27 protein-coding genes are annotated in these 24,934 nt (G+C 53.5%); 22 read left to right on the top strand and 5 right to left on the bottom strand.

The features are described from left to right. Positions 1 to 23 precede the first annotated feature (23 nt). The 5 genes from ADINL_RS03790 to ADINL_RS16430 all read left to right on the top strand — a co-directional run bounded on the left by ADINL_RS03790 (position 24) and on the right by ADINL_RS16430 (position 3,947). Positions 24 to 1,088, top strand: a complete 1,065-nt coding sequence (locus tag ADINL_RS03790) for a BMP family ABC transporter substrate-binding protein (RefSeq protein ID WP_036544142.1) — start codon at positions 24 to 26, stop codon at positions 1,086 to 1,088. A 171-nt stretch (positions 1,089 to 1,259) separates the two neighbouring features. Further along, positions 1,260 to 1,769: a xanthine phosphoribosyltransferase gene (gene gpt / locus ADINL_RS03795; protein WP_036544144.1), complete on the top strand. Its 510-nt coding sequence runs from the start codon at positions 1,260 to 1,262 to the stop codon at positions 1,767 to 1,769. 3 nt (positions 1,770 to 1,772) lie between these two features. Further along, positions 1,773 to 2,309: a DUF3087 family protein gene (locus tag ADINL_RS03800; RefSeq protein ID WP_204368189.1), complete on the top strand. Its 537-nt coding sequence runs from the start codon at positions 1,773 to 1,775 to the stop codon at positions 2,307 to 2,309. Positions 2,310 to 2,358: 49 nt separating this feature from the next. Next, on the top strand, positions 2,359 to 3,348 hold the full coding sequence (locus ADINL_RS03805; RefSeq protein WP_036544145.1) for a serine/threonine protein kinase: 990 nt from the start codon (positions 2,359 to 2,361) through the stop codon (positions 3,346 to 3,348). A gap of 2 nt (positions 3,349 to 3,350) precedes the next feature. Next, positions 3,351 to 3,947 carry an IMPACT family protein gene (locus ADINL_RS16430; RefSeq protein ID WP_051632540.1) on the top strand — a complete coding sequence of 199 codons (597 nt, stop codon included), beginning with the start codon at positions 3,351 to 3,353 and terminating at the stop codon, positions 3,945 to 3,947. On the opposite strand, the gene ADINL_RS03815 is transcribed toward ADINL_RS16430, so the two are convergent. Then, positions 3,934 to 5,238, bottom strand: a complete 1,305-nt coding sequence (locus tag ADINL_RS03815; RefSeq protein ID WP_051632541.1) for a lytic murein transglycosylase — start codon at positions 5,236 to 5,238, stop codon at positions 3,934 to 3,936. The genes ADINL_RS16430 and ADINL_RS03815 overlap by 14 nt on opposite strands. A gap of 286 nt (positions 5,239 to 5,524) precedes the next feature. On the opposite strand from ADINL_RS03815, the gene ADINL_RS03820 reads away from it, so the two are divergent. From ADINL_RS03820 to puuE, 8 genes are read left to right on the top strand one after another with little or no spacing between them, the layout of a single operon-like run. Further along, positions 5,525 to 6,328, top strand: coding sequence for a transporter substrate-binding domain-containing protein (locus ADINL_RS03820; protein ID WP_051632542.1), 804 nt, complete (start codon positions 5,525 to 5,527; stop codon positions 6,326 to 6,328). 10 nt (positions 6,329 to 6,338) lie between these two features. Then, positions 6,339 to 7,004 (top strand): amino acid ABC transporter permease, encoded by a 666-nt coding sequence (locus tag ADINL_RS03825; protein ID WP_036544147.1) that lies wholly within the window; start codon positions 6,339 to 6,341, stop codon positions 7,002 to 7,004. Continuing rightward, positions 7,001 to 7,651 carry an amino acid ABC transporter permease gene (locus ADINL_RS03830; protein WP_036544148.1) on the top strand — a complete coding sequence of 217 codons (651 nt, stop codon included), beginning with the start codon at positions 7,001 to 7,003 and terminating at the stop codon, positions 7,649 to 7,651. The genes ADINL_RS03825 and ADINL_RS03830 overlap by 4 nt, the downstream gene beginning before the upstream one ends. Beyond that, positions 7,638 to 8,366 (top strand): amino acid ABC transporter ATP-binding protein, encoded by a 729-nt coding sequence (locus ADINL_RS03835; RefSeq protein ID WP_036544150.1) that lies wholly within the window; start codon positions 7,638 to 7,640, stop codon positions 8,364 to 8,366. The genes ADINL_RS03830 and ADINL_RS03835 overlap by 14 nt, the downstream gene beginning before the upstream one ends. Positions 8,367 to 8,375: 9 nt before the next feature. Continuing rightward, positions 8,376 to 9,224, top strand: coding sequence for a MurR/RpiR family transcriptional regulator (locus ADINL_RS03840; RefSeq protein ID WP_036544152.1), 849 nt, complete (start codon positions 8,376 to 8,378; stop codon positions 9,222 to 9,224). A gap of 19 nt (positions 9,225 to 9,243) precedes the next feature. Further along, positions 9,244 to 10,245: an allantoicase gene (alc, locus tag ADINL_RS03845; protein ID WP_036545377.1), complete on the top strand. Its 1,002-nt coding sequence runs from the start codon at positions 9,244 to 9,246 to the stop codon at positions 10,243 to 10,245. 2 nt (positions 10,246 to 10,247) lie between these two features. Continuing rightward, positions 10,248 to 10,754: an ureidoglycolate lyase gene (locus ADINL_RS03850; RefSeq protein WP_036544155.1), complete on the top strand. Its 507-nt coding sequence runs from the start codon at positions 10,248 to 10,250 to the stop codon at positions 10,752 to 10,754. A 12-nt stretch (positions 10,755 to 10,766) separates the two neighbouring features. Further along, positions 10,767 to 11,693 (top strand): allantoinase PuuE, encoded by a 927-nt coding sequence (gene puuE / locus ADINL_RS03855; RefSeq protein ID WP_036544157.1) that lies wholly within the window; start codon positions 10,767 to 10,769, stop codon positions 11,691 to 11,693. A 5-nt stretch (positions 11,694 to 11,698) separates the two neighbouring features. Here puuE and ADINL_RS03860 read toward each other — a convergent pair whose 3' ends face one another. Further along, on the bottom strand, positions 11,699 to 12,868 hold the full coding sequence (locus ADINL_RS03860; RefSeq protein ID WP_036544159.1) for a benzoate/H(+) symporter BenE family transporter: 1,170 nt from the start codon (positions 12,866 to 12,868) through the stop codon (positions 11,699 to 11,701). A 129-nt stretch (positions 12,869 to 12,997) separates the two neighbouring features. On the opposite strand from ADINL_RS03860, the gene ADINL_RS03865 reads away from it, so the two are divergent. After that, complete coding sequence (locus ADINL_RS03865) at positions 12,998 to 13,555, top strand: helix-turn-helix domain-containing protein (RefSeq protein WP_036544161.1); 558 nt, start codon at positions 12,998 to 13,000, stop codon at positions 13,553 to 13,555. Here ADINL_RS03865 and ADINL_RS03870 read toward each other — a convergent pair whose 3' ends face one another. After that, positions 13,556 to 14,452 carry a helix-turn-helix domain-containing protein gene (locus ADINL_RS03870; protein ID WP_036544163.1) on the bottom strand — a complete coding sequence of 299 codons (897 nt, stop codon included), beginning with the start codon at positions 14,450 to 14,452 and terminating at the stop codon, positions 13,556 to 13,558. It lies immediately after the preceding gene. Between the two features lie 186 nt (positions 14,453 to 14,638). On the opposite strand from ADINL_RS03870, the gene ADINL_RS03875 reads away from it, so the two are divergent. Then, on the top strand, positions 14,639 to 15,529 hold the full coding sequence (locus tag ADINL_RS03875; RefSeq protein WP_036544165.1) for a DMT family transporter: 891 nt from the start codon (positions 14,639 to 14,641) through the stop codon (positions 15,527 to 15,529). On the opposite strand, the gene ADINL_RS03880 is transcribed toward ADINL_RS03875, so the two are convergent. After that, positions 15,495 to 16,466 (bottom strand): TDT family transporter, encoded by a 972-nt coding sequence (locus ADINL_RS03880; RefSeq protein WP_036544167.1) that lies wholly within the window; start codon positions 16,464 to 16,466, stop codon positions 15,495 to 15,497. The genes ADINL_RS03875 and ADINL_RS03880 overlap by 35 nt on opposite strands. A gap of 161 nt (positions 16,467 to 16,627) precedes the next feature. Between ADINL_RS03880 and ADINL_RS03885 the strand changes: the two genes are divergently transcribed. Beyond that, positions 16,628 to 17,536 carry a LysR substrate-binding domain-containing protein gene (locus tag ADINL_RS03885; protein ID WP_036544170.1) on the top strand — a complete coding sequence of 303 codons (909 nt, stop codon included), beginning with the start codon at positions 16,628 to 16,630 and terminating at the stop codon, positions 17,534 to 17,536. Here ADINL_RS03885 and ADINL_RS03890 read toward each other — a convergent pair. Further along, positions 17,522 to 18,253: an aspartate/glutamate racemase family protein gene (locus ADINL_RS03890; protein WP_036544174.1), complete on the bottom strand. Its 732-nt coding sequence runs from the start codon at positions 18,251 to 18,253 to the stop codon at positions 17,522 to 17,524. The genes ADINL_RS03885 and ADINL_RS03890 overlap by 15 nt on opposite strands. A gap of 342 nt (positions 18,254 to 18,595) precedes the next feature. Here ADINL_RS03890 and ADINL_RS03895 point away from each other — a divergent pair, with 342 nt between their 5' ends. The 6 genes from ADINL_RS03895 (at position 18,596) to ADINL_RS03920 (ending at position 24,926) form a co-directional block, all read left to right on the top strand. Next, positions 18,596 to 20,236, top strand: coding sequence for an ABC transporter substrate-binding protein (locus ADINL_RS03895; RefSeq protein ID WP_051632543.1), 1,641 nt, complete (start codon positions 18,596 to 18,598; stop codon positions 20,234 to 20,236). Positions 20,237 to 20,302: 66 nt separating this feature from the next. Beyond that, positions 20,303 to 21,256 (top strand): ABC transporter permease, encoded by a 954-nt coding sequence (locus ADINL_RS03900; RefSeq protein ID WP_036544176.1) that lies wholly within the window; start codon positions 20,303 to 20,305, stop codon positions 21,254 to 21,256. 4 nt (positions 21,257 to 21,260) lie between these two features. Continuing rightward, positions 21,261 to 22,166: an ABC transporter permease gene (locus ADINL_RS03905; RefSeq protein ID WP_036544178.1), complete on the top strand. Its 906-nt coding sequence runs from the start codon at positions 21,261 to 21,263 to the stop codon at positions 22,164 to 22,166. A 5-nt stretch (positions 22,167 to 22,171) separates the two neighbouring features. Next, positions 22,172 to 23,188: an ABC transporter ATP-binding protein gene (locus ADINL_RS03910; protein WP_036544180.1), complete on the top strand. Its 1,017-nt coding sequence runs from the start codon at positions 22,172 to 22,174 to the stop codon at positions 23,186 to 23,188. Beyond that, positions 23,185 to 24,168 (top strand): ABC transporter ATP-binding protein, encoded by a 984-nt coding sequence (locus tag ADINL_RS03915; RefSeq protein ID WP_036544183.1) that lies wholly within the window; start codon positions 23,185 to 23,187, stop codon positions 24,166 to 24,168. The genes ADINL_RS03910 and ADINL_RS03915 overlap by 4 nt, the downstream gene beginning before the upstream one ends. 65 nt (positions 24,169 to 24,233) lie before the next feature. Next, a complete protein-coding gene (locus ADINL_RS03920; RefSeq protein WP_036544185.1) occupies positions 24,234 to 24,926 on the top strand; it encodes a GntR family transcriptional regulator in 693 nt (230 codons plus the stop codon). Positions 24,927 to 24,934: the final 8 nt, after the last annotated feature.

Here is a 24,934-nt window from a genome sequence, read left to right on the forward strand (position 1 = left end):
GTCATATAGGGAGACCTAGACTCATGAAAAAACTGCTAACTGTCGGTGCACTTTGCGCTGCACTTGCTGCGCCTGTGCTGGCTGACACAACCAAGGTCGGATTCGTCTATATCGGCCCGGTGGGTGACCATGGCTGGACCTACACCCATGATTTGGCTCGCCGGGCGGTTGAAGCTGAATTCGGTGATGGCGTTCAGACCAGCTATGTCGAGAGTGTGGGCTATGGTGCCGATGCCGAACGTGTCATGACACAAATGGCGCTGTCCGGAACCGATATCATTTTTGCCACCTCATTTGGCTACGGTCCGGATGTGAATACGGTGGCGGCGCGCTTCCCGAATGTCGCCTTCGAACATGCGACCGGTTACATTCAGGAATCCAGCAATGTCGGTCTTTACAATGCACGCTTCTATGAAGGTCGTGCAGTGATCGGTCACATTGCTGGTAAAATGACTGAAACCAACAAAGTAGGCTACATTGCTTCCTTCCCGATCCCAGAAGTGATCATGGGTATCAACTCAGCCTATCTGCATGCCAAAGCGGTGAATCCGGATGTTGAGTTCAATGTGGTCTGGGTATACAGCTGGTACAACCCTGCGCAGGAAGCTGCGGCGGCGGAAGCACTGATCGAGCAGGGTGCGGATATCATCATGCAGCACACTGACTCAACAGCACCTCTGACCGTTGCTCAGGACGCTGGCATTATGGCGTTTGGACAGGCATCTGATATGTCTGCTTTCGCGCCTGAATCTCACCTGACCGGTATTCTGGATGTCTGGGCACCTTACTACATCGACCGTGTACGTGCGGTGAAAGAAGGTACCTGGGAAGCCGGGAATGTCTGGCACGGTATTGTCGATGGCATGGTTGGCTTTGCGCCGATGAGTGAGCGCATTCCTGCGGATGTGCGTGCAGAAGCAGAAGCCATGATTGAGGCGATTGCGGCAGGTGAATATCATCCGTTCACCGGACCTATCAACAAGCAGGACGGTACGCCCTGGCTGGCTGAAGGCGAAGTGGCACCTGACAGTGATCTGCTGACCATCGACTTCTATGTTGAAGGTATCACCTCGGATATTCCAAAATAAGCCAGCACTTACTGATAAAAACCCTGGTGTTGTTCCAGGGTTTTTTGTTTCAGGCGACCGAAAAATTGATCAAACAGTCAACTTAAGGCTTTATGCGTGGTGAGTATCCGATAAAATAGCAACCCTCAACGCCTTATCAAGGTGATTATTCGCTTTTTCTGGAGAAAAATGATGACTGAACATCACTATCGCATGGACTTCCCGGTGGGTTGGGAAGAGTTGCATCGCAATGCACGTGCTCTGGCCTGGCGTCTGCTGGATAAGGGCGAGTGGAAGGGTATAATTGCGATCACCCGGGGTGGGCTGGTTCCGGCTGCCATTCTGGCGCGAGAGATGGATATCCGTCTGATCGATACCATTTGCGTTATCAGCTACCAGAAGAGTGATGCTTCCGGAACCGCCGCTGCACAGGGTGAACTGTCTGTTCTGAAAGGTGTTGCCGGTGACGGTGAAGGGATGATCCTGATTGATGATCTGGTCGATACCGGCAAAACAGCCCGTCATGTGCGTGAGATGCTGCCGAAAGCACACTTCGCGACCATCTACGCCAAACCTGCGGGCAAGCCGCTGGTAGATACCTTTATCACGGAAGTGAGTCAGGATACCTGGATACGTTTTCCATGGGATATGGAGCATATATTTTCCACCCCTCTGGCCGAGCGCCCGAAAAAGCCCGAGTAAGTCATGGCTGATATTTTTGAACTGGAAGCCCGCGATCCAGATACCTATCGGCAGCAAACGCGTAAAAGTACGCTGGTTCTGATTGTGATTTTTGTCGTGCTGGCGATGGGGTTGTCAACCTTGAGCGTGTCCTGGTTTGGCCATCCTGAAGGCAATAATTTTGTCTGGAATGTGGCCGGAGTCTTTGCCGGTTTTGTGTTGACCACAATTATCTTCAAACAGCTGCTCTGGCATCATCCACTGATGAATGCATCTGTCTATGGCTGGAAACTCAAGCGTAGTTTGATGAGTATTACCAATAATATGCATCATATTGAAGCGGGCGTGGCGCAGGACAATATAACGGCGATCCAATTGCTGCGCTTCTACCATCTGGCGCTGTCGCAGATGCACAAGCTGGAAGGCAATGATACGGGGATCAGTGAACTTCAGAAACCGATTCAGGCGCTGTTGCTGAAAATTGAGGCGCAGGGGCTGGACCCGCAACAGAACCGCTTTGATCCGGAATGGATAGATGCAGTCAAGCAGCAGGTCAGTTAGACTCAGGGATCTGAGTATTTAACCTGCCTATGACTGCACGGAGTGACCAGTGACCTCTACCCCTCATCCATTTGAAGCCCTGACGCCGGATTTTATTCTGGACGCCATTGAGGCCCAGGGCTTTCTGTCGGATGGTCGCATCCTGGCGCTGAATAGCTATGAAAACCGAGTCTATCAGGTTGGCATTGAGGACAGTGTGCCTCTGATCGCCAAGTTTTATCGACCTGGTCGCTGGTCTGATGCCCAGATTCTGGAAGAGCACCAGTTCTGCTATGAACTGGAAGCCCAGGAGCTGTCAGTCGTGACCCCCCTGCGTAATACGGAGGGGGAGAGCCTGCTGCATTATCAGGATTTCCGGTTGGCCTTGTTCCCACGGCGTGGTGGGCGTGCGCCTGACCTGGATAACCCCGACCATCTGTATCAGTTGGGCTATACCCTGGGGCGCATGCATCTGGTGGGGGCGGCGCATCCCTTTGTCGAGCGCCCTGTGCTGGATCTGGCGTCGTTTGGTTACAACAGTATCGAACTGATCGCGCGTGATTTTATACCTGCGTCATTGCGTGAAGCCTATCTCTCCCTGACCCGTGATCTGATGCTGAAAGTTGAAGCCGCTTTCTCTCTGTTTGATGACTTGCGTTACATCCGTGTACATGGTGATTGTCATGGCGGGAATCTGTTGTGGCGTGATGATGTCGCACATTTTGTCGATTTTGATGATTCGCGTATGGCTCCCGCCGTACAGGACCTGTGGATGTTGCTCAGTGAAAGTGAGCGCTCACAAAGGGAGTTGCAGCTGGCCGAGGTGCTGGCGGGTTATCAGGAGTTTGCTGATTTTGATCCCCGTGAGCTGCATTTAGTCGAGCCGCTGCGGACGTTGCGCATGTTGCATTACAGCGCCTGGTTGGCACGGCGTTGGCAAGACCCGGCCTTCCCGCTGAGCTTTCCCTGGTTCAATACCGAGCGCTACTGGGGGGAGCATATTCTTCAATTGCGTGAACAGTTGTCCGCACTGGATGAACCCGTGTTGCGGATGTTGTAAGGATGAAAACGCTGCAGTATCCGGTCGAGTCGGATTTCGAGATTAAAAAATCCCGCTTTATTGGGCGGGTAGAAACGATCCACAGTCATGCCGAGGGGCTTGCCCGCATTGCAGCACTGTGGCAGCAGCACCCGGAGGCCCGGCATGTCTGTTATGTCATGCTGGTAAGGGGCCAGGTACGTCAATCCGATGATGGTGAGCCGTCCGGGACCGCAGCGCGCCCTATGCTGAATGTATTGCAGCACAAAGGTCTGGATAATGTCCTGGCCAGCGTGGTGCGTTATTTTGGGGGTATAAAGCTGGGTGCCGGTGGACTGGTCAGGGCGTACTCTCAGGCGATCAGCGATCCATTAAATACCGCCGAGTTGATTGAGGTGCGTCCTCAATCAACGGTGGTTATCCATTTTCAGTATGAACATGAATCGCTGGTCAGGCATTTAGCTGATCAGTATGGTCTGAACCTGGATGTTCAGTACGCTGAAAGAGTTACCGCACAGGTCTCTGGTGAGATACAGGCACTTGAGCCATTCCTGGAGATGGCCAACAGCCAGCTGCGCGGTGAACTGATTCATGACGGGGCTTGTCTTAACGCCCCCTGATCCGCTCCAGCACAGTCTGGGTGGCAAAACCGTCAGGTACTAACCCCTGGTCTCTCTGGTAGGCACTCAAGCCTCTGCGTGTATTTGGTCCCAGAATACCATCTGCCTCACCGACGTTATAACCCAGCGCATTGAGTGCCTGCTGAAGTTCACGTACCTGGGCGCGGGTCAGTGGCAACTGATCACGAGGCCAGGGTTGCTGAATGCCTGGGCGTCCGGCAATTGCATCACTCAAGGTGGCTACCGCCAGTGCGTAACTGGTGGCGTTGTTGTAGCGCAGAATAGCGTGGAAATTGGGTCCGACCATAAATGCAGGCCCTTGAGCACCCGCTGGAACGATCACTGTCGCGCTGGAGAAATCCGGCAGAGTGCCGTTCAAAGCCTGTACCCCTTGAGCGGCCCATTCAGCACTGCTGCGGCGCTCGGTCTGGCTATAGTCAAAACCGGGTGGCAACTGGACCTCTACGCCCCAGGGCTCCCCTGTCTGCCACCCTGATCTGGCCAGGTAATTGGCAGTTGATGCCATGACGTCGGGAATGCTGCCCCAGATATCGCGGCGGCCATCACCATCGCCATCTTTGGCAAAGGTTTCAAAACTTGAAGGAATAAACTGGGTGTGTCCCATGGCGCCTGCCCAGGAGCCAATCATTTCTTCTGCTGCAATTTCACCACTATCAATAATCCGTAACGCGGCCAGTAGCTCGCCACGGGCAAAGGCAGCACGCCGACCATCATAGGCGAGTGTGGCAAAGGCGCTCAGTGCCGAAAAACTGCCAAAGTTGCTGCCATAATTGCTTTCAATTCCCCAGATAGCGACGATGATTTCAGCAGGTACGCCATAACGCTGCTCCATCATCATCGCTGTCTGGCGATGTTCGGCCAGCTTGGCCTGGCCGTTGTTGATGCGCGCTTGCGATACGGCGCTATCCAGGTACTCCCAGATAGGACGCACAAATTCCGGTTGGAAACGGTCGAGCTCGATCACACGTTCCAGATAGCGCACCGTGTCCAGTGCCGAGAGCGCTCGTGGGCTGATGCCTTGAGCTGCAGCGTCGCGACGGAAGTCCATCAGCCAGGTATTAAAGTCCGTATGTTTTGATTGTTGCTGAACTTGCTGCTGGCGGCTTTGTTCCGCCACCAGAGGTGCTTCCTGGTGGGTGTCGGTTGCCGCAAGGGTTGCCTGCGCAGAGGGTGTCGAGGCGCAGGCCGGGAGCAAAGCAAGTGGTAGTAACAAACTTGTGCCCAGTAAGAATGACTGGCAGGAGCGCAGAGTGTGAGTATAACGTGTCATGCTGAAGTCCTTTGATAAGTCGGTACCATTCTACTCTCCTGAGCGCAGGGTTTGTATGCTGTTATTTAGGCGCACCATGCCGTCTTTTGGTGCATAAATCTACTGCTTGTATCCAGAATTCGGGCTCAGATTACCGAATAGTCCAAATTTATTTTTTCACTTCATTGATCTTAAAGATGTTTTTGTTATTTATCTTTCCGGTTGGTTTTTTGGCACTTTTGTTGCAGAAAAGATCACGTGTGAATCAAAAGTTGCAATAACGACCAACCTGACTGAGGATAGATAGATGAAAACAACCTTTAACACCTTAAAACGTGGATTGCTGGCCAGCATCGCGGCGGTAGGGGTCACCCTGTCATTGAGTGCTCAAGCGAATCTGCTGAGCGAAATAGAGGATCGTGGTGTGATTCGTGTGGCAGTACCACAGGACTTTCCTCCATTTGGCTCAGTGGGTACGGATCTGCAGCCACGTGGTTATGATATCGATATGGCTAATTATATCGGTGAACAGTTGGGTGTGTCTGTTGAGTTGATTACCGTGACCAGTGCCAACCGTATTCCTTATCTACAGACGGGGCGTGCCGATCTGGTGATCTCCAGTCTGGGCAAGAATGAGGAGCGTGAGCGTGCCATCGACTTCAGTAATGCCTATGCGCCATTCTTTCTGGGCGTGTTTGGCAATTCGGACATAGAAGTATCTTCCCCTGAAGATCTGAGTGGCCACACGGTGGGTGTAACACGTGGTGCTGTCGAAGATATGGAGCTGGAAAAGGTTCTGCCAGCAGATGCAATGCTGCAGCGGTTCGAGGATAACAACACCACGCTGTCGGCTTATCTGTCTGGACAGGTCCAGCTGATTGCAACCGGGAATCTGGTTGCTACTGAAATCGCCGAGCGTCGTCCGAATCAGGCTCCGGTGACCAAGTTCATGCTGCGCGACTCTCCTTGCTACATCGGTTTGAAAAAAGGTGAGGCCGAGCTGCAGGCGCGAGTGAATGAGATTATCGCTCAGGCACTGGAAGACGGTACGCTGAACCGTATTTCAGAAACCTGGCTGCGTGCGCCTTTACCTGAAGGTTTTGGTAGCTGAGGTCACCCGGATGTTGAATTTCAGTGACCTGTTGCCTTATAGCCACCTGTTGTTGCAGGGGTTGTGGGTCACCGTGGTACTGACCTTGTATGCCACACTTGGCGGTGTGGCAATAGGTACGGCCTGCGCAGCAGGTCGTCACTACGGTGGCAAAGCGTTACGGGGTGTGATTGGTGGCTACGTGGAGCTGATTCGCAACACACCTTTTATTGTGCAGTTGTTTTTTATCTTTTTTGGACTTCCGGCTATCGGCATCAAGCTGACCGCCTGGGAAGCAGGATTGTTAGCCATGCTGATTAACCTGGGCGCCTACAGTACGGAAATTATCCGTGCCGGTCTGGCTGCTACACCTAAAGCTCAGGTGGAGGCCGCTCGGGTGCTGGGACTGAACCCACGCCAGGTATTTTTTCGGGTGGTGCTCATCCCTGCTTTTGAAAAGATTTATCCGGCACTGACCAGTCAGTGCATTATCGTGATGTTGGGGTCTGCTGTGGTTTCGCAAATATCTGTGATGGATTTGACCTATGCGGCGAATCTGATTCAGTCACGTAACTTCAGAAGCTTTGAGGCCTATCTGGTGGTAGCAGCGATCTATCTGCTGTTTGCTATCCTGATGCGCCAGGTGTTTGAGTGGATCGGACGGCGAGTATTTCGTCATCGGAGGAAGGCCTCATGATTGAGTTCACTAACTGGGACCTGCTGCGCAACTTGTTGCTTGCCACGCGCTGGACGATTGCACTGTCTTTGACCGCCTTTATCGGAGGGGCATTGGTGGGGTTGTTGCTGACTGCGATGCGTTTGAGTGGGCGACGGCCGTTACAGTGGCTGGTACGCGGTTATGTCGAGGTATTTCAAGGTACACCGTTATTGATGCAGCTGTTTCTGGTCTTTTTCGGTCTGTCATTACTTGGGCTTGATATATCAGCCTGGAGTGCTGCTGCATTTGCACTGACCTTTTTTACCAGTGCGTTTCTGACGGAAATCTGGCGTGGCTGTATCGATACCCTGCCGAAAGGGCAGTGGGAAGCGTCACGTTGTTTGGGGCTGAGTTTTCAGCAAACCCTGGGTCGGGTGATTCTGCCGCAAGCCATACGGGTAGCCCTGGCACCGACAGTCGGCTTTTCTGTACAGGTGATCAAGGGTACGGCGCTGGCATCCATTATTGGATTTGTCGAGCTGACCAAGGCTGGCACCATGCTTAACAATGCCACTTTCGAACCGTTTAAAATATTTGCCATGGTAGCGTTGATCTATTTTGCCCTCTGCTATCCGCTGTCCCTGGCCAGCCAACGTTTGGAGAAAAAATTCAATGGCGCTCGTTAATATTGACCAGGTCCATAAGTATTATGGTGATCTGCATGTGCTGAAAGGTGTTGACCTGAAAATTAATGCCGGAGAAGTCGTGTCGATCATCGGACGCAGTGGCTCCGGTAAAAGTACACTGTTGCGGTGTATGAATGGTCTGGAGGCCTATCAGGAAGGCGCAATTATTGTGGATAACAAGGAAGTCAGCAGTGATGAAAAACAGGTGCGCCTGCTGGCCCGGAGCGTTGGCATGGTGTTTCAGAGCTTTAATCTGTTCCCTCACCTGACGGTGGGCGAAAACATTATGCTGGCACCCAAGCTGGTATTGAAACTGTCCTCCAAAGAGGCGCGTGAGTTGGCGCTGGATAAGCTGACAAAAGTCGGATTAGCCGAAAAAATAGATGAGTATCCAGATTGTCTGTCAGGTGGTCAGCAGCAGCGTGTAGCTATTGCGCGGGCGCTGGCAATGTCGCCCAAAGTGTTGCTCTGTGATGAAATTACATCAGCGCTTGATCCTGAACTGGTCGGCGAAGTGCTACGTGTTCTGGAGCAGCTGGCCGCAGATGGCATGACCTTGATTCTGGTGACGCATGAAATGAATTTTGCCCGGGATGTCGGGGACCGCGTAGTGTTCATGCATCAGGGAAAAGTCTGGGAAAGTGGGCCTGCTAAGGCTGTGTTTGCCCAACCGTCCACACCGGAACTACAAAGCTTTATCAGCGCCGTGTTATAAGGAAACGCCATGCGTCGGATCACCGAGGTCATACGTCAGCATTATGAACACCTCTCGCCCAGCGAGCGCCGGGTTGCCGGGTTTATTATCGATCACCTGGATGATCTGGCGACCTACAATTCAGTAGAGCTGAGCCGTCAGTGTGATACCTCCAAGGCGACGATCAGCCGGCTGTTCCGGCGTCTGGGTTACAGCAGTTTCAAGGAAGCGCGTGAAGAGTTGCGGCGTCTCCGGCAATCCGGTGTCCCCATGCCCGGACCCGGTCTGCAGGCTGGTGGCAGCCTGATTGAACGGCACTTTGCCAGTGAGTCGCAACATCTACAGCGTGTGATGCAGCTGGCACAAACACCCTTGCTCGCCCAGGTGACCGAGCGCCTTGCTGATGCGCAGCGGGTGGCCGTGATCGGTTTTCGTAACAGCTATCCGGTGGCGCTGCATTTGCGGCAGCAACTGATGCAGATACGTCCTGCCGTACAACTGCTACCGCAGCCCGGGCAAACCCTGGCCGAAGAGCTGGCGGACCTGACTGACCGTGATCTGGTGGTCCTCATGGCATTCCATCGACGACCGGCAGGTTTCAAAACGCTGCTGAAGACCTTGCTGGATCGCAATATCCCGGTGTTGCTGCTCTGTGAACAGGATAGTGGCCTGGTAACACTCAAACCGACCTGGATGCTTGAATTGCCCTTGAACAGTGTCTCGGCCTTTGACAGTTATGCGTTGCCGATGAGCCTGGTCAGCCTGATCAGTAATCTGTTACTACACTACCAGTTGGATCACGGACGTGCGCGGATTGAGCAGATCAATCAGCTGTATGAGCAGACCGGAGAACTGGATCTGAACCTTAATGTTTTGTAACCCATAATGAGAGATGATGATGCAAGCCGCCGATAACCCCTATAAGCGCAGTATTAACCTGGCCGATGCCCGTTTGGGAACGCGTGCCATTTTTGTCACCGATGACTGGTTTGCCGAGGTGAACCGAATGCTGCAACCTGAACCTCCGGTATGGAAAGAAGGGGTGTTTGACGATAACGGCAAATGGATGGATGGCTGGGAAAGTCGTCGCAAACGTTTTGAGGGCTATGACTATACGGTGATTCGACTGGGTGTGCCGGGATATGTTCAGGGTGTCGACATAGATACTGCGTACTTTACCGGCAACTATCCCCCCTCGGCATCGCTGGAGGCCTGCTTCTGCGACAGCGGCGATCCGGATGAACGCACGCGCTGGACACAAATACTACCCTCGGTTGATCTGCAGGGTAACAGTCATCATCTGCATGCAACCTTGCACAGTGATCAGCCCTGGACGCATTTGCGCTTTAATATCTACCCCGATGGTGGTGTTGCCCGGCTGCGTGTTTATGGTGTGCCTTACCGGGACTGGTCTGCTGTGAGTGATACCGAGCAGCTGGATCTGGCATCTGTTCTGAATGGTGGCCGCGCACTGGCGTGTTCCGATGAGCACTATGGCAGTATCAGTAATCTGATTAATCCGGGGCGTGGTATCAATATGGGTGATGGCTGGGAAACTGCACGCCGCCGGACCCCCGGGTATGACTGGGTGATACTGTCGCTGGGGCATCCAGGCGTGGTGGAAAAAATTGTTGTGGATACGCTGCATTTCAAAGGAAACTATCCTGACAGTTGCTCAATTCAGGCTGCCTATGTTCAGGGAGGCACTGAAAGCCAGATTGAAACCCAGAGCCTGTACTGGAAAGAGTTACTGCCTTCACAGAAGTTGCAGATGCATCAGGAGCATCACTTCGCCGCAGAGCTGCAGGATTTGGGCCCCATTACCCATGTACGTTTGAACATTTTCCCGGATGGTGGTGTCAGCCGCTTACGCCTGCTGGGGCATATCGTGAGGCGTTGATCATGTCCAGACAACTCAAGGCAACCCCTTTAACTGCTGAGCAGTTTGCGCCCTTTGGCCAGGTCATTGATCGCTCCCAGCACAGTCATTTCCTGATTAATTCAGGCACGACTGAGCGCTATCACCGGATGGCCCAGGTCGATACCGGTCCTGACGATGGGCAGGCGATTATCAGTATTTTTCGCAAACCCAAGGCAGATCAGTTTCCACTGTCGATTGCGATGCTGGAGCGTCATCCGCACGGCTCTCAGGCGTTTATCCCTTTGCGGGGAAAACCGTTTTTGATCGTGGTGGCTCCGGCCGGTGATCGGCCTGACCCGCAACAGATGCGCTTGTTCATCAGCAATGGTCAGCAGGGGGTCAATTATGCGCCAGGGGTGTGGCATCACCCGCTGATTGTGACCTGTGATGAAGATGAGCTGCTGGTGGTAGACCGTGCGGGTCAACTTGCCAATTGTGATGAATATGCCTTTGACGCTGATCAGATCCATTGGATCGATTGGCCGTAAGCAGGAGACGCTATGCGAAATACTCAGCCTTACCCCCGTGACCTGATAGGCTATGGTGCACAGCCACCACACCCACGCTGGCCCAATCAGGCACGTCTGGCATTAAACTTCGTGCTCAATTATGAAGAAGGCGCCGAAATGTCGGTGCTGCATGGCGATGCGCATGCCGAGACGTTCCTGTCTGAAATTGCGGGAGCTTCACCCTATTCGGATCGCCATCTGAGCATGGAGTCGATCTACGAATATGGATCGCGTGCCGGTGTCTGGCGTATTTTGCGCGAGTTCGAACGTCGCGGATTACCGATGACCATTTTTGGGGTGGCCATGGCAATGGCGCGTCATCCCGAGGTCACGGCAGAATTTCAGCGGCTGGGATATGATATCTGTTGTCATGGATTGCGCTGGATTCACTATCAGGAGATGCCTGAAGCCAAAGAACGTGCTCACCTTCAGGAAGCGATCCAGATTTTTGAATCCTTGACCGGGCAGTCACCGCTGGGCTGGTATACCGGCCGCGACTCCCCCAATACCCGTCGCCTGGTGGTGGAGCAGGGTGGTTTTCTCTATGACTCTGACTATTACGGAGACGACCTGCCGTTCTGGACACAGGTGGAAACAGCGGCAGGTGAGCGCAAGTCACATCTGGTGATTCCGTACACGCTGGACTGCAACGACATGCGTTTCTCTTCACCCACCGGGTTTGCTGAAGGTGAAGATTTCTTCAACTATCTGCGCGACAGCTTTGATGTGCTTTATGCAGAAGGGGCAGAGGCTCCGAAAATGATGTCTGTTGGGTTGCATTGTCGCCTGGTCGGCAGACCTGGGCGCTTTCGCGCGCTGCAACGTTTTCTCGACTATGTGCAGCAGCACGAAGGGGTGTGGATTACCCGTCGAGAAGATATTGCACGCCACTGGATCACAGAGCACCCAGCATCCTGACCGGCTTACGCATTTGCTGGCTTGCGCATCCAGTGCCAGGCCAGCATGCCCGCCAATAATCCCCAAAAGGCACTGCCAATACCGAACAGGGTCATCCCGGATGCCGTTGCCAGAAAGGTAATGAGTGCTGCTTCACGGGTATCCGCATTGCCAACAGCAACGGATAGGCTGTTGCCGATAGTGGATAGCAGCGCCAGACCTGCCAGCGTCAGTACCAGCGCCTGAGGGAAAGCAAAGAGCAGTGTGGCGACCGTGGCGGCAAGCAAACCGCTGATGATATAAAAGATACTCGCTGCAATGGCGGCCGTGTAACGTCGTTGCTTATCCGGATGGGCTTCTTCGCTCATACAAATAGCGGCTGTGATCGCGGCCAGGTTGAGCGCAAATGCGCCCAGTGGGGCCAGAACTAATGTCGTGACACCGGTCCAGCTGATCAGAGGTGACAGCGGGGTTGAGTAGCCGGATGCCCGGATGACAGCAATGCCGGGCATATTTTGAGACGCCATGGTGACAATAAACAGCGGAATGCCGATGCCGATCAATGCGGTCAGTGAAAAACTGGGCAGCGTGAACACAGGAGTGGCCAACTGCCAGCGCACATTCTCCAGTTGCAGCAGGCCGCTGAGTGCAGCGATCAGTGTGCCGCCTGCCAGTACCAGCAAAATGGCATAGCGGGGTAGCCAGCGCTTAGCCAGCAGGTACAGCACAAACATGCCCAGAACCAGTAGCAGCTGTTCTTCGGCTGAGCTGAAGGCTGCCAGGCCGAACTGCAACAGGACGCCTGCCAGCATTGCTGTCGCCAGCTCCTGAGGCAGGTATTTCATTATCCGCTCAAACAGCCCGGTGATGCCAAAGATGATCATCAGTAATGCACTGAACATGAAAGCACCAATGGCTTCAGCCATACTGAAACCCGGCAGGCTGGTGACCAGCAGAGCGGCACCGGGGGTCGACCAGGCAGTCAGAATGGGGGCCCGATAGCACAGCGTCAGTCCCAGCGTTGACAGACCCATGCCAATACCGAGCGCAAAAAACCAGGATGTCACCTCTGCCTGAGAGGCACCTGCTGCTGCGGCTGCCTGGAAGATAATTACGGCGGAGCTGGTGAAACCGACCAGAACAGCCACAAATCCAGCGGTGATGGATGACAGGGAAAAATCTTTGATCAGGTGCATCAAGCCGCTCCAGCGTGAAGGTACAGGTATCAAATGCGATGTGACAACGTGCGTTAAAACGCACAAATGGCAAGCATAGCACTCACTGGTTATACTGTATAGCGTCAATAAACAGCTGGGTGATAGCGAATGGTGACAGTCACGCAACAACTGGGAAATCGACTTCGAGAGCTGCGTCAAGGGCGTGGCTGGAGTCTGGATCAGGCGGCTGAGGCCACTCAGGTGAGTAAGGCCATGCTGGGGCAGATTGAGCGTGGCGAGTCGAGTCCAACACTCGCTACCCTGTGGAAAATTGCTACTGGATTTCGGGTGTCGTTTACCTGGCTGGTCAGTGGATTGTCCTTTAATCCGGGGTTGCTGGAGAAAGGGGAGCGCTTGCAGCACCTGTCAACGACCCAGGATCTTGAGCTGGTGGTACGCTTTCCGTTTGATCCTGCGGTTGGTTTTGAATGGGTCGAGTTAACCTTGGCACCGGGTGCGCAATCCATGTCTGATGCACATGAACCTGGCGTTACTGAGCATTTGCTGGTTATTCAGGGTGTACTGGAGTTACAGCTGGATGGTCAGTGGCACCGGTATGAAACAGGTGATACCGTCCGTTTTGATGCCAATCAGCCACACGGTTACCGAAATCCCGGTCCGGATCTGCTGGTGTTTGAGGATGTGATCCATTATCGGGGTGTTTAGTCAGTTATCCTGTGGGCGATGTTTTATCTGAGCTTGACGCAGGTGTGATGGTGGAAACCCGCGGAACTGACGAAAGCGGTTTGAAAAATGACTGGATGAGCTGAATCCGCATTGTTGGGCAATGTCAGTCAAAGACTTGTCTGTCTGTTGCAGTAACCTTTCTGCATTGAGTAAGCGCCGCTGCAAAACGTATTGATGTGGCGAAATCCCCAGACTCTGGCTGAACATTCTGGAAAAATGGTATTCGCTCAGGCATGCCTGCTCGGCCAGGTCGCGCAACAGTAGAGGTTGATCCAGACAGGCTTCGATATGCTCCTGAACACGCCGCAGTTGGCTGGGTGACAGTCCGCCGGTGACGCGTGGCAACTGCCATTGGCATTGTGTATAGGTTCTGAGCAGGTGTATCAACAAAAGGTTGCTGGCACTGCTGAGCGCCAGCTGATGGCTGGATTCCTGCCAGTCAAGTGTCAGTAGAAACTGCTGGTAGAGTGCTGTAATACTGGTATCTTCAGCAAAGTAGTGTTCATTCAGCTGCAGGGTGGAGGGTACTTTGTCCCATATTTGCTCTGCCAAATTGAGCAGGTGCTGGTCGGTGAAGTACAGGTGAACAAATTCCAGCGGTCCCCGTACATCCCAGGCGCTTTCGAGTCCCTTGGGCATCAGGCAGAAACGTCCCGGTGCTCCACCATTCCGCCAGCCGCCGGGTGTACGTCTGTAGCACTCCAGGCCATCGGCAACATACAGGCTTAACGTATGATGGCTGGGACACTCCAGCTCGATCAGATCATGATTGTTGTGCCAGTGTGCCAATCCCAGGTCATTACTGAGCTTGGCATCGGCCTTGAGAACGGGCTTGTGCCTGAGCATTTGCTCAATGACTTGGTAATGGGCTGACATATTTCCTCCTGATCGTCATCTTTGGATAGTAATCAGCCGCGTACGTCTTGCCAAGTCAGCAAAATGGAGCTGCCGTAAAAATGCGCAAGAATGTGCAAGTACCTGCTGAGAAACTGCAAGCGGTTAAGCGTTTCTCCGGGCAAAATGCTGAGCTGCAACAGATAACTGGCAGTTCGGGGAAGACGAATGAATGCATTACTGTACATCACCACGGTACTGATTTGGGGAACCACCTGGATAGCCATAGCTTTTCAGTTGGGTGAAGTGCCTGTGACCTTGTCGGTTTTTTATCGCTTCGCACTGGCTGGTGCGATACTGCTGGCGTGCCTTGCCCTGCTGGGCAGGCTTCGGCGGATAGCTGGTAAGGACCATCTTTTTTGCGTGCTTCAGGGAATGTGTGTCTTTTGTTTTAACTTTTTGTTGTTTTATACCGCGACCCACTACGTCACCTCGGGATTGATCTCAGTGGTGTTTTCGATGGCAGTACTGTTTAACGCAATCAATAGTGCACTGTTTTTTCGAATCGCGATTACACCACGTATCTATCTTGCAAACGGGATAGGTTTGTCGGGCATGCTGTTATTGTTCTGGCCAGATTTGATTAGTGACGGGTTTAATCCTGAGGTGCTGTTTGGGATGGCGTGCGCCTTCCTCGGCACCTACGGTTTCTCTCTCGGTAATATGATCAGTTTGCGTCATCAGCGTAAGGGCCTGGATCTTTTGTCCACCAATGCTTATGCCATGAGTTATGGGGCCTTGACCCTGCTGTGTATTGTATTGGTCAGTGGAACTCCCTTCGTGCTGGATACCCGGATGAGCTATTTGGGCGCATTATTCTATCTGGCCGTGTTTGGTTCTGTTATAGGGTTTGGGGCTTACTTTGCGCTGGTTGGACGCATAGGTGCAGGTCCTGCCGCTTATGCGACATTGCTGTTTCCATTGGTTGCACTGAGTATTTCGACTGTGTACGAAGGCTATGTCTGGAGCTTTTCTGCACTGACTGGTCTGGTCATGATCTTGCTTGGCAATGCAGTGATGTTTGTTAAGTGGCCTGTGCCAGTAAACGTCGCGAAGTGATCGCGTAGAAGTACACATAGCGAACAATGACGTATCCGACCACGAACGTGGCAATTGTCAACTGAGTACTGGCCAGAATTCCGGACAGCTGTATGACGGTTGAATCCAGTCCCCACGCGATACACTGGGCCTGTAGCTTGAACATGGCAGTGGCACCTATGACCAGCGGGAAGGTAAACGCAGCATAGCCCGGGCTGAATGGCAAGCGTAACAGGCGTCGTCCCAGGCGATAAATGGTGGCCGTTTTCAGCAGTGACAGGGCTGTCAGCAGTGCGACGAATCCCGGAGCGGGAGTGTCTGTCACCGTCAGGTATCCGGCTAGACAGACACTGGCAGGTGCGGCGAGGATCGCCAGAGTTGGCTTGGCGTTGTCTGGCAGTTCACTGCAGCCTAGCAAGCGATAGAGCATCCAGGGCAACAGCGCCGCATAGCACACAAGTCCGAACCAGAAAATGGCGTGTGCCAGTGGCTGAAACGCGGCTGTTGGATAACAGATGGCGGCAACGATGATACCGACAGGTGGTACAAACCAGCTGGGAACCATATCCGTCAGTGAGAAGGATTGGCATCGGTGGTATATAAAAATCACCAGAAAGGTCAGATGTATCGCTATGGCCAGCAGCCAGAGTGTCATGGCAAATCGGGGCAGAGCCGTCTGCAGCGACAGGGTGATCACCATCAGGGTCATGGCAAAGGTTGGTGTCACACTGCCGACCACAGGGTGCTGCAATTCCTGCAGCAGTCGTTTGGGGTACAGCGCAAACTTTCCGCTCAGAAGCAGTAGTAACGCCGTGGCCAGTATGGCTGCCGCTGCAGGTATCAGAGCCTTGTCCGGAACAACAAAGTGCCAGCTATACCCCAGGCTGGCGATGCCCAGGGCGAGTCCTGCCAGAGGTGTCGGTACGGCGGCCAAACCCTGGCGCAGTCTGTTTCGCATAGCCTGACTCCAGATTGCCGGTTAACAGTCAGACTATGGTAAAAACAATGGTGTGATTATAAAATCTAAATGTTTTTTACATATTGTTTAGTTTTTATAAACACCTTCTCATCAGCAGCGATAGCGCCACTTAACGTATTGCTGCCAGCAGGGTTTACAGCGTGCGAATTACATTACAGCAGATTCGGGTGTTTGCGGCGGTTGCCCGCCATGGCAACTTAACGGCCGCGGCGGCAGCGTTGTACCTGACCAAGGGCGCAGTGTCCCAGTCACTGCAGCAGCTTGAAAGCCATCTGGATACCCCGCTGTTTGATCGTGTACACCCCCGGTTGCAGCTAAATCAACAGGGCAGGCGTCTCTTGCCGATGGCCGATGAGTTAATTGAGCGGGTGGGTGATATTGAGCATCTGTTTGGTCAGCGGGCGGATAATTTGGGTGCGCTGCATATTGGTGCCAGTCAGACTATCGGTAATTACCTGCTGCCGCACCTATTGGCTGAGCAGGGTGTCAATCAGCATCAGTCCACCCAGGTTACCGTGACCAATACACAAAACTTGTGTCAGATGCTGATGAATTTTGAGCTGGATATGGCACTGATTGAAGGGCAACACACCTATCAGGAACTGGTCACGACCCCCTGGATTCAGGATACCATGATCATGATTGCCGCGGTTGACCATCCGTTGGCCCAGCGCCAGTCGCTGAGTCTGGATGATCTGAATCATCAGGCCTGGGTCTTGAGAGAAGCGGCATCGGGCAGTCGTCAGCAATTCGAGCGACGTGTGCGACCAGAGCTGCAACAGATTGACTCGGTACTGGAACTGAGCAGTCTGGAGTCGGTGTTACTGGCGGTGGAGCGCGGACTGGGGATCAGCTTTATTTCCAATCTGGCCGCTCAGGACAAGTTATCGATGGGGCGTATTCGTGCCTTGAACATCACTCAGCGCTTTCCGCGGCAGTTGCACCTGGTCTGGCACAAACAAAAATACCTGACTGGGCGATTGCAGTTTTTTTGTGAGTTTCTTCAGCAGTGGGGTGCCAGTCAGGGTCAGGGTTCATCGCCTGAGTGAACGGGCCCAGCCGCTGTAGACTTTGGTGAGTGGCGGCGCATAGCTTCCCTGTTTCCCGGTTGAAAGTCCGCAGCGTATCAGCATTTCGGCCAGGCCCAGAGCGCTGGCGACGCCATCAATAACTGGAATGCCCAGTGCATGAGTCAGGTTTTTCTGTAGATCTGCCATCCCGGCACAGCCTAGCACAATAGCGTCGGCCTTATCTTGCTGCACTGCTTTATGGCAGGCTTCCAGAATACGGCGATAGGCATCGGATTCCGGGTTGTGCAGATCAAGAACAGCGATATCAACCGCGCGTACGCTGCTGCACTGGTGTTCCATGCCATATTTGACCAACAAGTGTTCGGTCATTGCCACTGTGCGACAGAGGCTGGTGACAACGCTGAATCGGTGGCCCAGCAGAGTGGCAGTATGCATGGCCGCTTCCGCGATACCGATGACCGGGGCCTGTGCGACTTCACGTGCAGCGTCCAGGCCAGGATCACCGAAACAGGCAATGATGTGGGCCTGGCATCCTGCTGCTTCTCCCTGACAGACCTGTTCAACCACACCGGTCGCCGCGACCAGTTCATCCAGATAACCTTCAATTGAGGCAACACCTGTTTCCGGGTGTACACAACGTAGTTGTGTGTCCGGTGCTGCGACTGCCTGAGCGGCATTACCAATGCAGTGTGTCATGGAACTGGATGTGTTTGGGTTGATGAGATTGATCAGCATTGTTTCTGCCTTTTGTATACATTAATTAAATTTAAGATATACAAAAAAAATAAAAGTTCCTAGTGTCTGGGTTAAAAATCTCTTGGGGATAGCTAGTCTGATAGTGCTTCAATCAGCGAGTTTATGCACGGTTTTTGTGCGTTTCAGCCAGATTGGAGTCTGAAGTGGTGCAATGTTTTGAGATTTTTGCCTGGGTTTTAATGTATTTTTTTGTATTCTGTTTTGTATACAGCATGAGTAAATCAATGTTTTTATTGTGTACAGATGAAAATACAAAATTGATTACGGTTTTTGGCACGTAGTATGCAAAAGATTCTGTAACTCACACACAGGAGCGTCGTTATGAAATTCAGTTCAACTTTTGCACACAACTCCAGAAAATCGTCTTTCCCACTAAAATCGCTTGCTGTTGCAACGCTGGCAGCACTGATCCCGATTACGGCGATGGCACAGGGTGGCACGGTACGAATCGGCATGACAGCTTCAGATATTCCACTCACCTCCGGAGCGCCCAACTCAGGTTTTGAGGGTGTGCGTTTTACCGGTATGACACTCTATGATGCATTGGTCAGCTGGGATCTGTCTGTCGAGGATCGAGTCGCACCGCTGGTACCACAGCTGGCGTCATCCTGGCATGTTGATGAAAGCGATCCGCGCAAGTGGATCTTTCAGTTGCGTGAAGGAGTGAAATTCCACGATGGCTCCGAGTTTAATGCCGATGCGGTGGTGTTTAACTTTGACAAGGTATTCAACGACCAGTCACCCCAGTACGATGCGCGCCAGGCGGCACAGGTGGTTGCACGATTACCTGCCTATGAAAGCATTCGCAAACTGGATGACTATACGGTAGAGATTACCACCAAAACGCCGAATGCCATGTTTATCAATCAGCTGCCCTTTATGTTCATGTCCAGTCCCGCACACTGGGAAGCCTTGAATGGTGACTGGGAAGCGTTCGAGAAGAACCCGTCCGGTACCGGTCCATTCAAGCTGGATGTGCTGGTGCCGCGAGAGCGTGCTGAACTGGTGCCGTTTGCTGAATACTGGGATGAATCCCGTCGAGCCAAGGCGGATCGTTTGGTGCTGATTCCGATTCCGGAAGCCAATACCCGAGCCAATGCACTCTTGTCCCGACAGGTTGACTGGATTGAAAACCCGCCTGCGGACACCCTGCCGATGCTGCAAAGCCGTGGCTATCAGATCACCAGCAACGGTTACCCGCATATCTGGCCTTGGCAGTTCAGTTTCCTGGACGGCTCACCCTGGCTGGATCAGCGCGTACGTCAGGCAGCCAACCTGGCAGTAGATCGTGAATCCATTCAGCAACTTCTGGGTGGCTATATGGTGCCAGCACAGGGTCTGTTGTTGCCGGATGACAGCGCCTTTGGTGAGCCTGCATTCACCATTGGCTATGACCCGGATGCTGCCAGAGCCCTGCTTGCCGAAGCTGGCTATGGGCCCGGTAATCCGCTGAAGGCCAAGGTACTGATCTCGGCTTCCGGCTCTGGCCAGATGCAACCCCTGCAGATGAATGAATTGATTCAGCAGCAACTCAAAGAGGTGGGTATCGAGATTGAGTTTGAAGTACTGGTTTGGGAAACCCTGTTCAATAACTGGCGTCAGGGTGCTGCTGATCCGGCTTCACTGGGGGCACATGCCACTAATATCACCTTTGCCACGCATGATCCGTTTGCAGCGATGATCCGTTTCATCGACTCTAAAAATGTCGCACCTGTCTCGCTGAACTGGGGGCATTACAGCAATGTTGAAGTCGATGGCTTGATCACTGAGCTGCAGACCGCCTTCGATCCGGAAGAGAATCTGCGTATTTACCGTCAGTTGCATGAAACACTGGTGGAGGATGCACCCTTCCTGTTTGTTGGCCACGATACAGGCCCCCGTGCCATGGGACCGAAGGTGGCAGGTTTTGTGCAGGCTAAAAGCTGGTTCCAGGATCTGACACCTGTCTACATGGCGGATTGATCCCGCTTGAATGAAGGCGGTCAGTGGCTGTTTGGCTGACCGCCTCGATAACTGCAGGTAACAACTATGTTTGTATTCATCATCCGGCGTTTTCTCTACGCCATCCCTATCGCGCTGGCGGTTGCAGCGGTTTGCTTCTCTCTGGTGCATCTGGCACCAGGTGATCCGCTCACGGCGATTATTCCGGCAGATGCTCCTGCGGAGGTTGTGATTGCGATTCAACAGGCCTATGGCATGGATCGACCCCTGATTGTGCAGTTTGGCAGCTGGATTCAGCGTGCGTTGCAGGGAGACCTGGGGGTTTCAGTGGCGACTGGGCGTCCGGTTATGGGTGATATTGCCCTGGCGCTGAGTAATACGCTGTTACTGGCCTTTGCTGCTGCATTACTGGGATTTTTCGGTGGTATTCTGCTGGGAGGTCTGGCTGCCATCTACAACGGCACCTGGATCGACAAGCTGGCAACAGCACTGGCGATTACCGGTGTGTCGATTCCACACTACTGGCTGGGTCTGCTGTTGGTGATCATTTTCTCGGTACAGCTCGACTGGCTGCCTTCCATGGGGGCTGGTCCGGGTGGATCGTCAGATTGGCGTCTTGACTGGGCCCACCTGCGTCACCTGGTATTGCCTGCTGTTACCATGTGCTTTATCCCCATGGGTATTGTCACCCGTACTGTCCGTGCCACCGTGTCTGAAATTCTCAATTCCGAATTTGTGACTGCACTCTACGCCCGTGGCTTGCGCGGTCGCCGTATTGCCCTGCATGTCGCCAAGAACGCCGCGCCGACTGTGCTGTCCGTGATGGGGTTGCAGTTTGGTTACCTGTTGGGTGGCTCCATTCTGGTGGAAACCGTGTTTTCCTGGCCCGGTACCGGTTACTTGTTGAACACCGCTATTTTCCAGCGTGATATTCCCTTGTTGCAGGGCATTATTCTGGTGCTGGCGATGTTTTTTGTTGGCCTGAATCTATTGGTGGATGTACTCCAGACACTGATGGATCCACGCATCAAGCGAGGATAAGCGGATGACTTCCATGACATCTCCGGGCGCAAAGGAAAACTTTGCCCTGGCGGCTGAAACCGCCGCTGTTTCCAGAGGCTACTGGACAACTGTCTGGACACGCCTGGTCCGTGATCCGGTATCGGTTGGCTGTGCGCTGGTATTGCTGTTGATGGTGTTGATCGCCGTCTTCGCGCCCTGGCTGGCACCCTATGATCCGAGTCAGGGCACCATGCTGAAACGTTTATCCCCAATTGGCACTGAAGGCCATTGGCTGGGGACTGATGAGCTGGGACGTGACATGCTTTCACGCCTGATGCATGGTGGCCAGATGAGCCTGCTGATGGGGCTGATGCCGGTATTTATCGCGTTTCTGGTGGGCACGTCACTGGGGTTGATTGCCGGCTTCTTTGGTGGCTGGATCAATTCGTTGATCATGCGCACCACCGATGTGTTTTTTGCATTTCCGGCGGTACTGCTGGCGATTGCGATCTCTGGCGCGCTGGGTGCAGGTTTCGTCAACGCCATTATTTCGCTCACCCTGGTGTTTATTCCGCCGATTGCCCGTGTGGCAGAAAGCGTTACCACCTCTGTACGTAACCTGGACTTTGTTGAAGCAGCGCGTGCATCCGGTGCCGGTAACTTCACGATTATCCGGGTGCATGTATTGGGTAATGTGCTGGGGCCAGTGTTTATCTATGCCACCAGTCTGGTCTCGGTCTGCATGATCCTGGCGGCAGGTCTGAGCTTTCTCGGACTGGGTGTCCGTCCACCGGTACCGGAGTGGGGGCTCATGCTGAATACCCTGCGGCAATCCATTTATATCCAGCCCTGGATTTCGGTACTGCCGGGTCTGATGATCTTTATCACCTCTCTGTGTTTTAACCTGCTGTCTGACGGGTTGCGCAGTGCCATGGATATCAAGAGGTAGTCACCATGAGTGCATTATTACGTGTCCAGGATCTGAAAAAGTACTTTCCCGTTGGTAAAGACCTGCTTGGACGTCCGACCCAGGTGGTACAGGCTGTGGATGGTGTCAGTTTCAGTGTTGAAAAGGGGCGGACTCTGGGAATTGTCGGTGAGTCAGGTTGTGGCAAGTCCACTACGGCACGTTTGCTGATGCACCTGATTGAGCCGGATGAAGGACGTATCAGTATTCGAGGCAAGGAGTTTGGCCGTATCGGCGGACGTCATCCGGTTGCCGAGCTGCGTCGACAAATGCAGATGGTGTTCCAGGATTCCTATGCGTCACTTAACCCGCGCCTGACCATTGAAGACAGTATCGCTTTTGGACCACAGATTCATGGCGTCAGCGAGCGTGAAGCACGTCAGCAGGCGCGGGATTTGCTGGATAAGGTTGGCCTGAATCCGAATATTTTTATCCGCCGCTATCCTCATGAACTCTCAGGTGGTCAGCGTCAGCGGGTCAATATTGCCCGGGCGCTGGCGATCAAGCCGGAGATAGTGATTCTGGATGAGGCGGTGTCCGCACTGGATAAGTCGGTGCAGGCACAGGTATTGAACCTGTTGGCAGACCTGAAGAAAGAGTTCGGTTTGACCTACCTGTTTATCTCCCATGACTTGAACGTGGTGCAATATATCAGTGACGACGTCATGGTGATGTATCTGGGGCAGGTGGTTGAATCAGGTCCGGTGGAGCAGCTGTACCAGAATCCTTCTCACCCCTACACCCGCGCGTTACTGAGTTCAGTGCCGTCGCAGACACCGCATCAGCGCAAGCAGCATAAAGTACTGGAAGGTGATCCGCCAAATCCCATAGCACCACCGTCAGGCTGTCGTTTCCATCCGCGTTGCGAGCTGGCGCGTCCCATTTGTGCAGCCAGACAGCCGGATAATGTGCGGGTCTCCGGTGCGCATCAGGCGGCCTGTTTTGCGCTGCCTGACAGCAGTGGCTACAGCGAATATATCCAGTTGCAGGAGGTGTGCGCATGAGTGCTGAAAAACTGGTGGAAGTCCGCAATCTGAATGTCACCTTCAAGGCAGAAGAAGGGCCTGTATATGCTGTCTCTGATGTCAGCTTTGATCTGGCTGCCGGTGAAACCCTGGCATTGCTGGGTGAGTCCGGGTGTGGCAAAAGCGTTACCATGAAATCGCTGATGCGCCTGCATCCTGCACATAAGACCCGTATAGAAGGCCAAGTCAAAATTGATGGTGTTGACCTGTTGGCGATGCGTCCGGCAGCCTTGTCTGCCCTGCGTGGTAAAACAGTCTCGATGGTGTTTCAGGAACCAATGCTGGCGTTTGACCCGGTGTTTACCATCGGTGATCAGATTGCTGAATCGGTGCGTCGCCATGAGGGGTGTAGCTATGCGGAAGGACGCAAGCGGGCACTGGAAATGCTGGAGCGGGTGCGTATTCCCTCTGCTGCCAAGCGCCTGGACGCTTATCCGCATGAAATGTCAGGCGGCATGCGTCAGCGTGCCATGATTGCACTGGCGTTGGCGTGCAAGCCGAAAATTCTGCTGGCCGATGAGCCCACGACGGCACTGGATGCCACGGTGCAGATTCAGGTACTGCTGTTACTGAAAGAGTTGCAGCGTGAACTGGGCATGAGCATGATTTTTGTGACCCACGATGTCGGCGTGGCGATAGAGGTCGCGGATCGAACAGCGGTGATGTATGCCGGTCGTATTATAGAGGAAGGACCTGTGGATCAGGTGTTGTCTCAGCCCTGGCATCCTTATACACAAGGGCTGCTGGCCGCCACAGTACATCCCGGCATGAATCGCAGCGAAGCCTTGCCCGCCATTCCGGGATCACCACCACAGCTGACCCGGCAGATACAGGAGTGTGCCTTTGCGCCACGCTGTCGCTACCGCAGTGACGCCTGTCTGGAGCCAATGCCAGCAGCCTATCAGGCTGATAACCGTGCGGTGCGCTGTATCCATGCATTAACGGCAGAAGCCGTGTAAAAGCTATTAAGACCTGGCCCGTCTTGGTGTATTCTGAACGGGTCGTCTGAAGAAGGAAATCATGTGTGGCCAAGGTAAAAAGCGTCAGTGATAACCAGAGTATTTATGATCTGATGTTTGCTGCGATTGCCAATCGTAAATTGCCGCCTGGACTGAAGCTGTCTGAAGAGCGGCTCTGTCGGGTATTCGGGGTCAGCCGCACCCGTTTGCGTGAGGTGTTTTTCCGTTTGGCCCAGGACCGGATTATCACGCTGAAGCATAACCGGGGAGCCTATGTTACCCGGCCTACTGCACGTGATGCTGTTGAAGTCTTTGCAGCCCGGCGTGCGATTGAAGTGTCGGTGGTTGAGCAACTGGCCAGCACAGCGGGTACTCAGGTGCTGGCGCGTTTGCAGCAGCATCTGGCTGAAGAGGCTGCTGCCCGGGCAGATAAGGATCATGCCCGTCTGACCCAGCTAACCGGGGATTTTCACCTGCTGCTTGCCCAATTGACGGGTAACACTCTTTTTTGTGACATTGTGCGCCGCCTGACCGCCTTGTCCAGCCTGATTATCTGTCTGTATGACTCACCTTCAGCCTCGGCCTGCAAGGATGATGAGCATGCGGCCATTGTGGATGCAATTACCTCAGGTGATGCGGCGAAAGCACGAGCGTTGATGCTGGAACATCTTGAGCATGTGGAAAAGTCCCTCAAAATCGATGATGAAGAACAGGACGATTTTGATATCGAGTCAGTGTTCAAAGAGATGATTGGTTAGCATTTTCC

It is taken from the genome of Nitrincola lacisaponensis (genome assembly GCF_000691225.1).
In the GTDB taxonomy this organism is placed as follows: domain Bacteria; phylum Pseudomonadota; class Gammaproteobacteria; order Pseudomonadales; family Balneatricaceae; genus Nitrincola; species Nitrincola lacisaponensis.

Coding starts and splice junctions, on each gene's coding strand:
- ADINL_RS03790 (WP_036544142.1), top strand. CDS start 24: ATGAAAAAACTGCTAACTGTCGGTGCACTTTGCGCTGCACTTGCTGCG.
- gpt (WP_036544144.1), top strand. CDS start 1,260: ATGACTGAACATCACTATCGCATGGACTTCCCGGTGGGTTGGGAAGAG.
- ADINL_RS03800 (WP_204368189.1), top strand. CDS start 1,773: ATGGCTGATATTTTTGAACTGGAAGCCCGCGATCCAGATACCTATCGG.
- ADINL_RS16430 (WP_051632540.1), top strand. CDS start 3,351: ATGAAAACGCTGCAGTATCCGGTCGAGTCGGATTTCGAGATTAAAAAA.
- ADINL_RS03815 (WP_051632541.1), bottom strand. CDS start 5,238: ATGACACGTTATACTCACACTCTGCGCTCCTGCCAGTCATTCTTACTG.
- ADINL_RS03820 (WP_051632542.1), top strand. CDS start 5,525: ATGAAAACAACCTTTAACACCTTAAAACGTGGATTGCTGGCCAGCATC.
- ADINL_RS03825 (WP_036544147.1), top strand. CDS start 6,339: ATGTTGAATTTCAGTGACCTGTTGCCTTATAGCCACCTGTTGTTGCAG.
- ADINL_RS03830 (WP_036544148.1), top strand. CDS start 7,001: ATGATTGAGTTCACTAACTGGGACCTGCTGCGCAACTTGTTGCTTGCC.
- ADINL_RS03835 (WP_036544150.1), top strand. CDS start 7,638: ATGGCGCTCGTTAATATTGACCAGGTCCATAAGTATTATGGTGATCTG.
- ADINL_RS03840 (WP_036544152.1), top strand. CDS start 8,376: ATGCGTCGGATCACCGAGGTCATACGTCAGCATTATGAACACCTCTCG.
- alc (WP_036545377.1), top strand. CDS start 9,244: ATGCAAGCCGCCGATAACCCCTATAAGCGCAGTATTAACCTGGCCGAT.
- ADINL_RS03850 (WP_036544155.1), top strand. CDS start 10,248: ATGTCCAGACAACTCAAGGCAACCCCTTTAACTGCTGAGCAGTTTGCG.
- puuE (WP_036544157.1), top strand. CDS start 10,767: ATGCGAAATACTCAGCCTTACCCCCGTGACCTGATAGGCTATGGTGCA.
- ADINL_RS03860 (WP_036544159.1), bottom strand. CDS start 12,868: ATGCACCTGATCAAAGATTTTTCCCTGTCATCCATCACCGCTGGATTT.
- ADINL_RS03865 (WP_036544161.1), top strand. CDS start 12,998: ATGGTGACAGTCACGCAACAACTGGGAAATCGACTTCGAGAGCTGCGT.
- ADINL_RS03870 (WP_036544163.1), bottom strand. CDS start 14,452: ATGTCAGCCCATTACCAAGTCATTGAGCAAATGCTCAGGCACAAGCCC.
- ADINL_RS03875 (WP_036544165.1), top strand. CDS start 14,639: ATGAATGCATTACTGTACATCACCACGGTACTGATTTGGGGAACCACC.
- ADINL_RS03880 (WP_036544167.1), bottom strand. CDS start 16,466: ATGCGAAACAGACTGCGCCAGGGTTTGGCCGCCGTACCGACACCTCTG.
- ADINL_RS03890 (WP_036544174.1), bottom strand. CDS start 18,253: ATGCTGATCAATCTCATCAACCCAAACACATCCAGTTCCATGACACAC.
- ADINL_RS03895 (WP_051632543.1), top strand. CDS start 18,596: ATGAAATTCAGTTCAACTTTTGCACACAACTCCAGAAAATCGTCTTTC.
- ADINL_RS03900 (WP_036544176.1), top strand. CDS start 20,303: ATGTTTGTATTCATCATCCGGCGTTTTCTCTACGCCATCCCTATCGCG.
- ADINL_RS03905 (WP_036544178.1), top strand. CDS start 21,261: ATGACTTCCATGACATCTCCGGGCGCAAAGGAAAACTTTGCCCTGGCG.
- ADINL_RS03910 (WP_036544180.1), top strand. CDS start 22,172: ATGAGTGCATTATTACGTGTCCAGGATCTGAAAAAGTACTTTCCCGTT.
- ADINL_RS03915 (WP_036544183.1), top strand. CDS start 23,185: ATGAGTGCTGAAAAACTGGTGGAAGTCCGCAATCTGAATGTCACCTTC.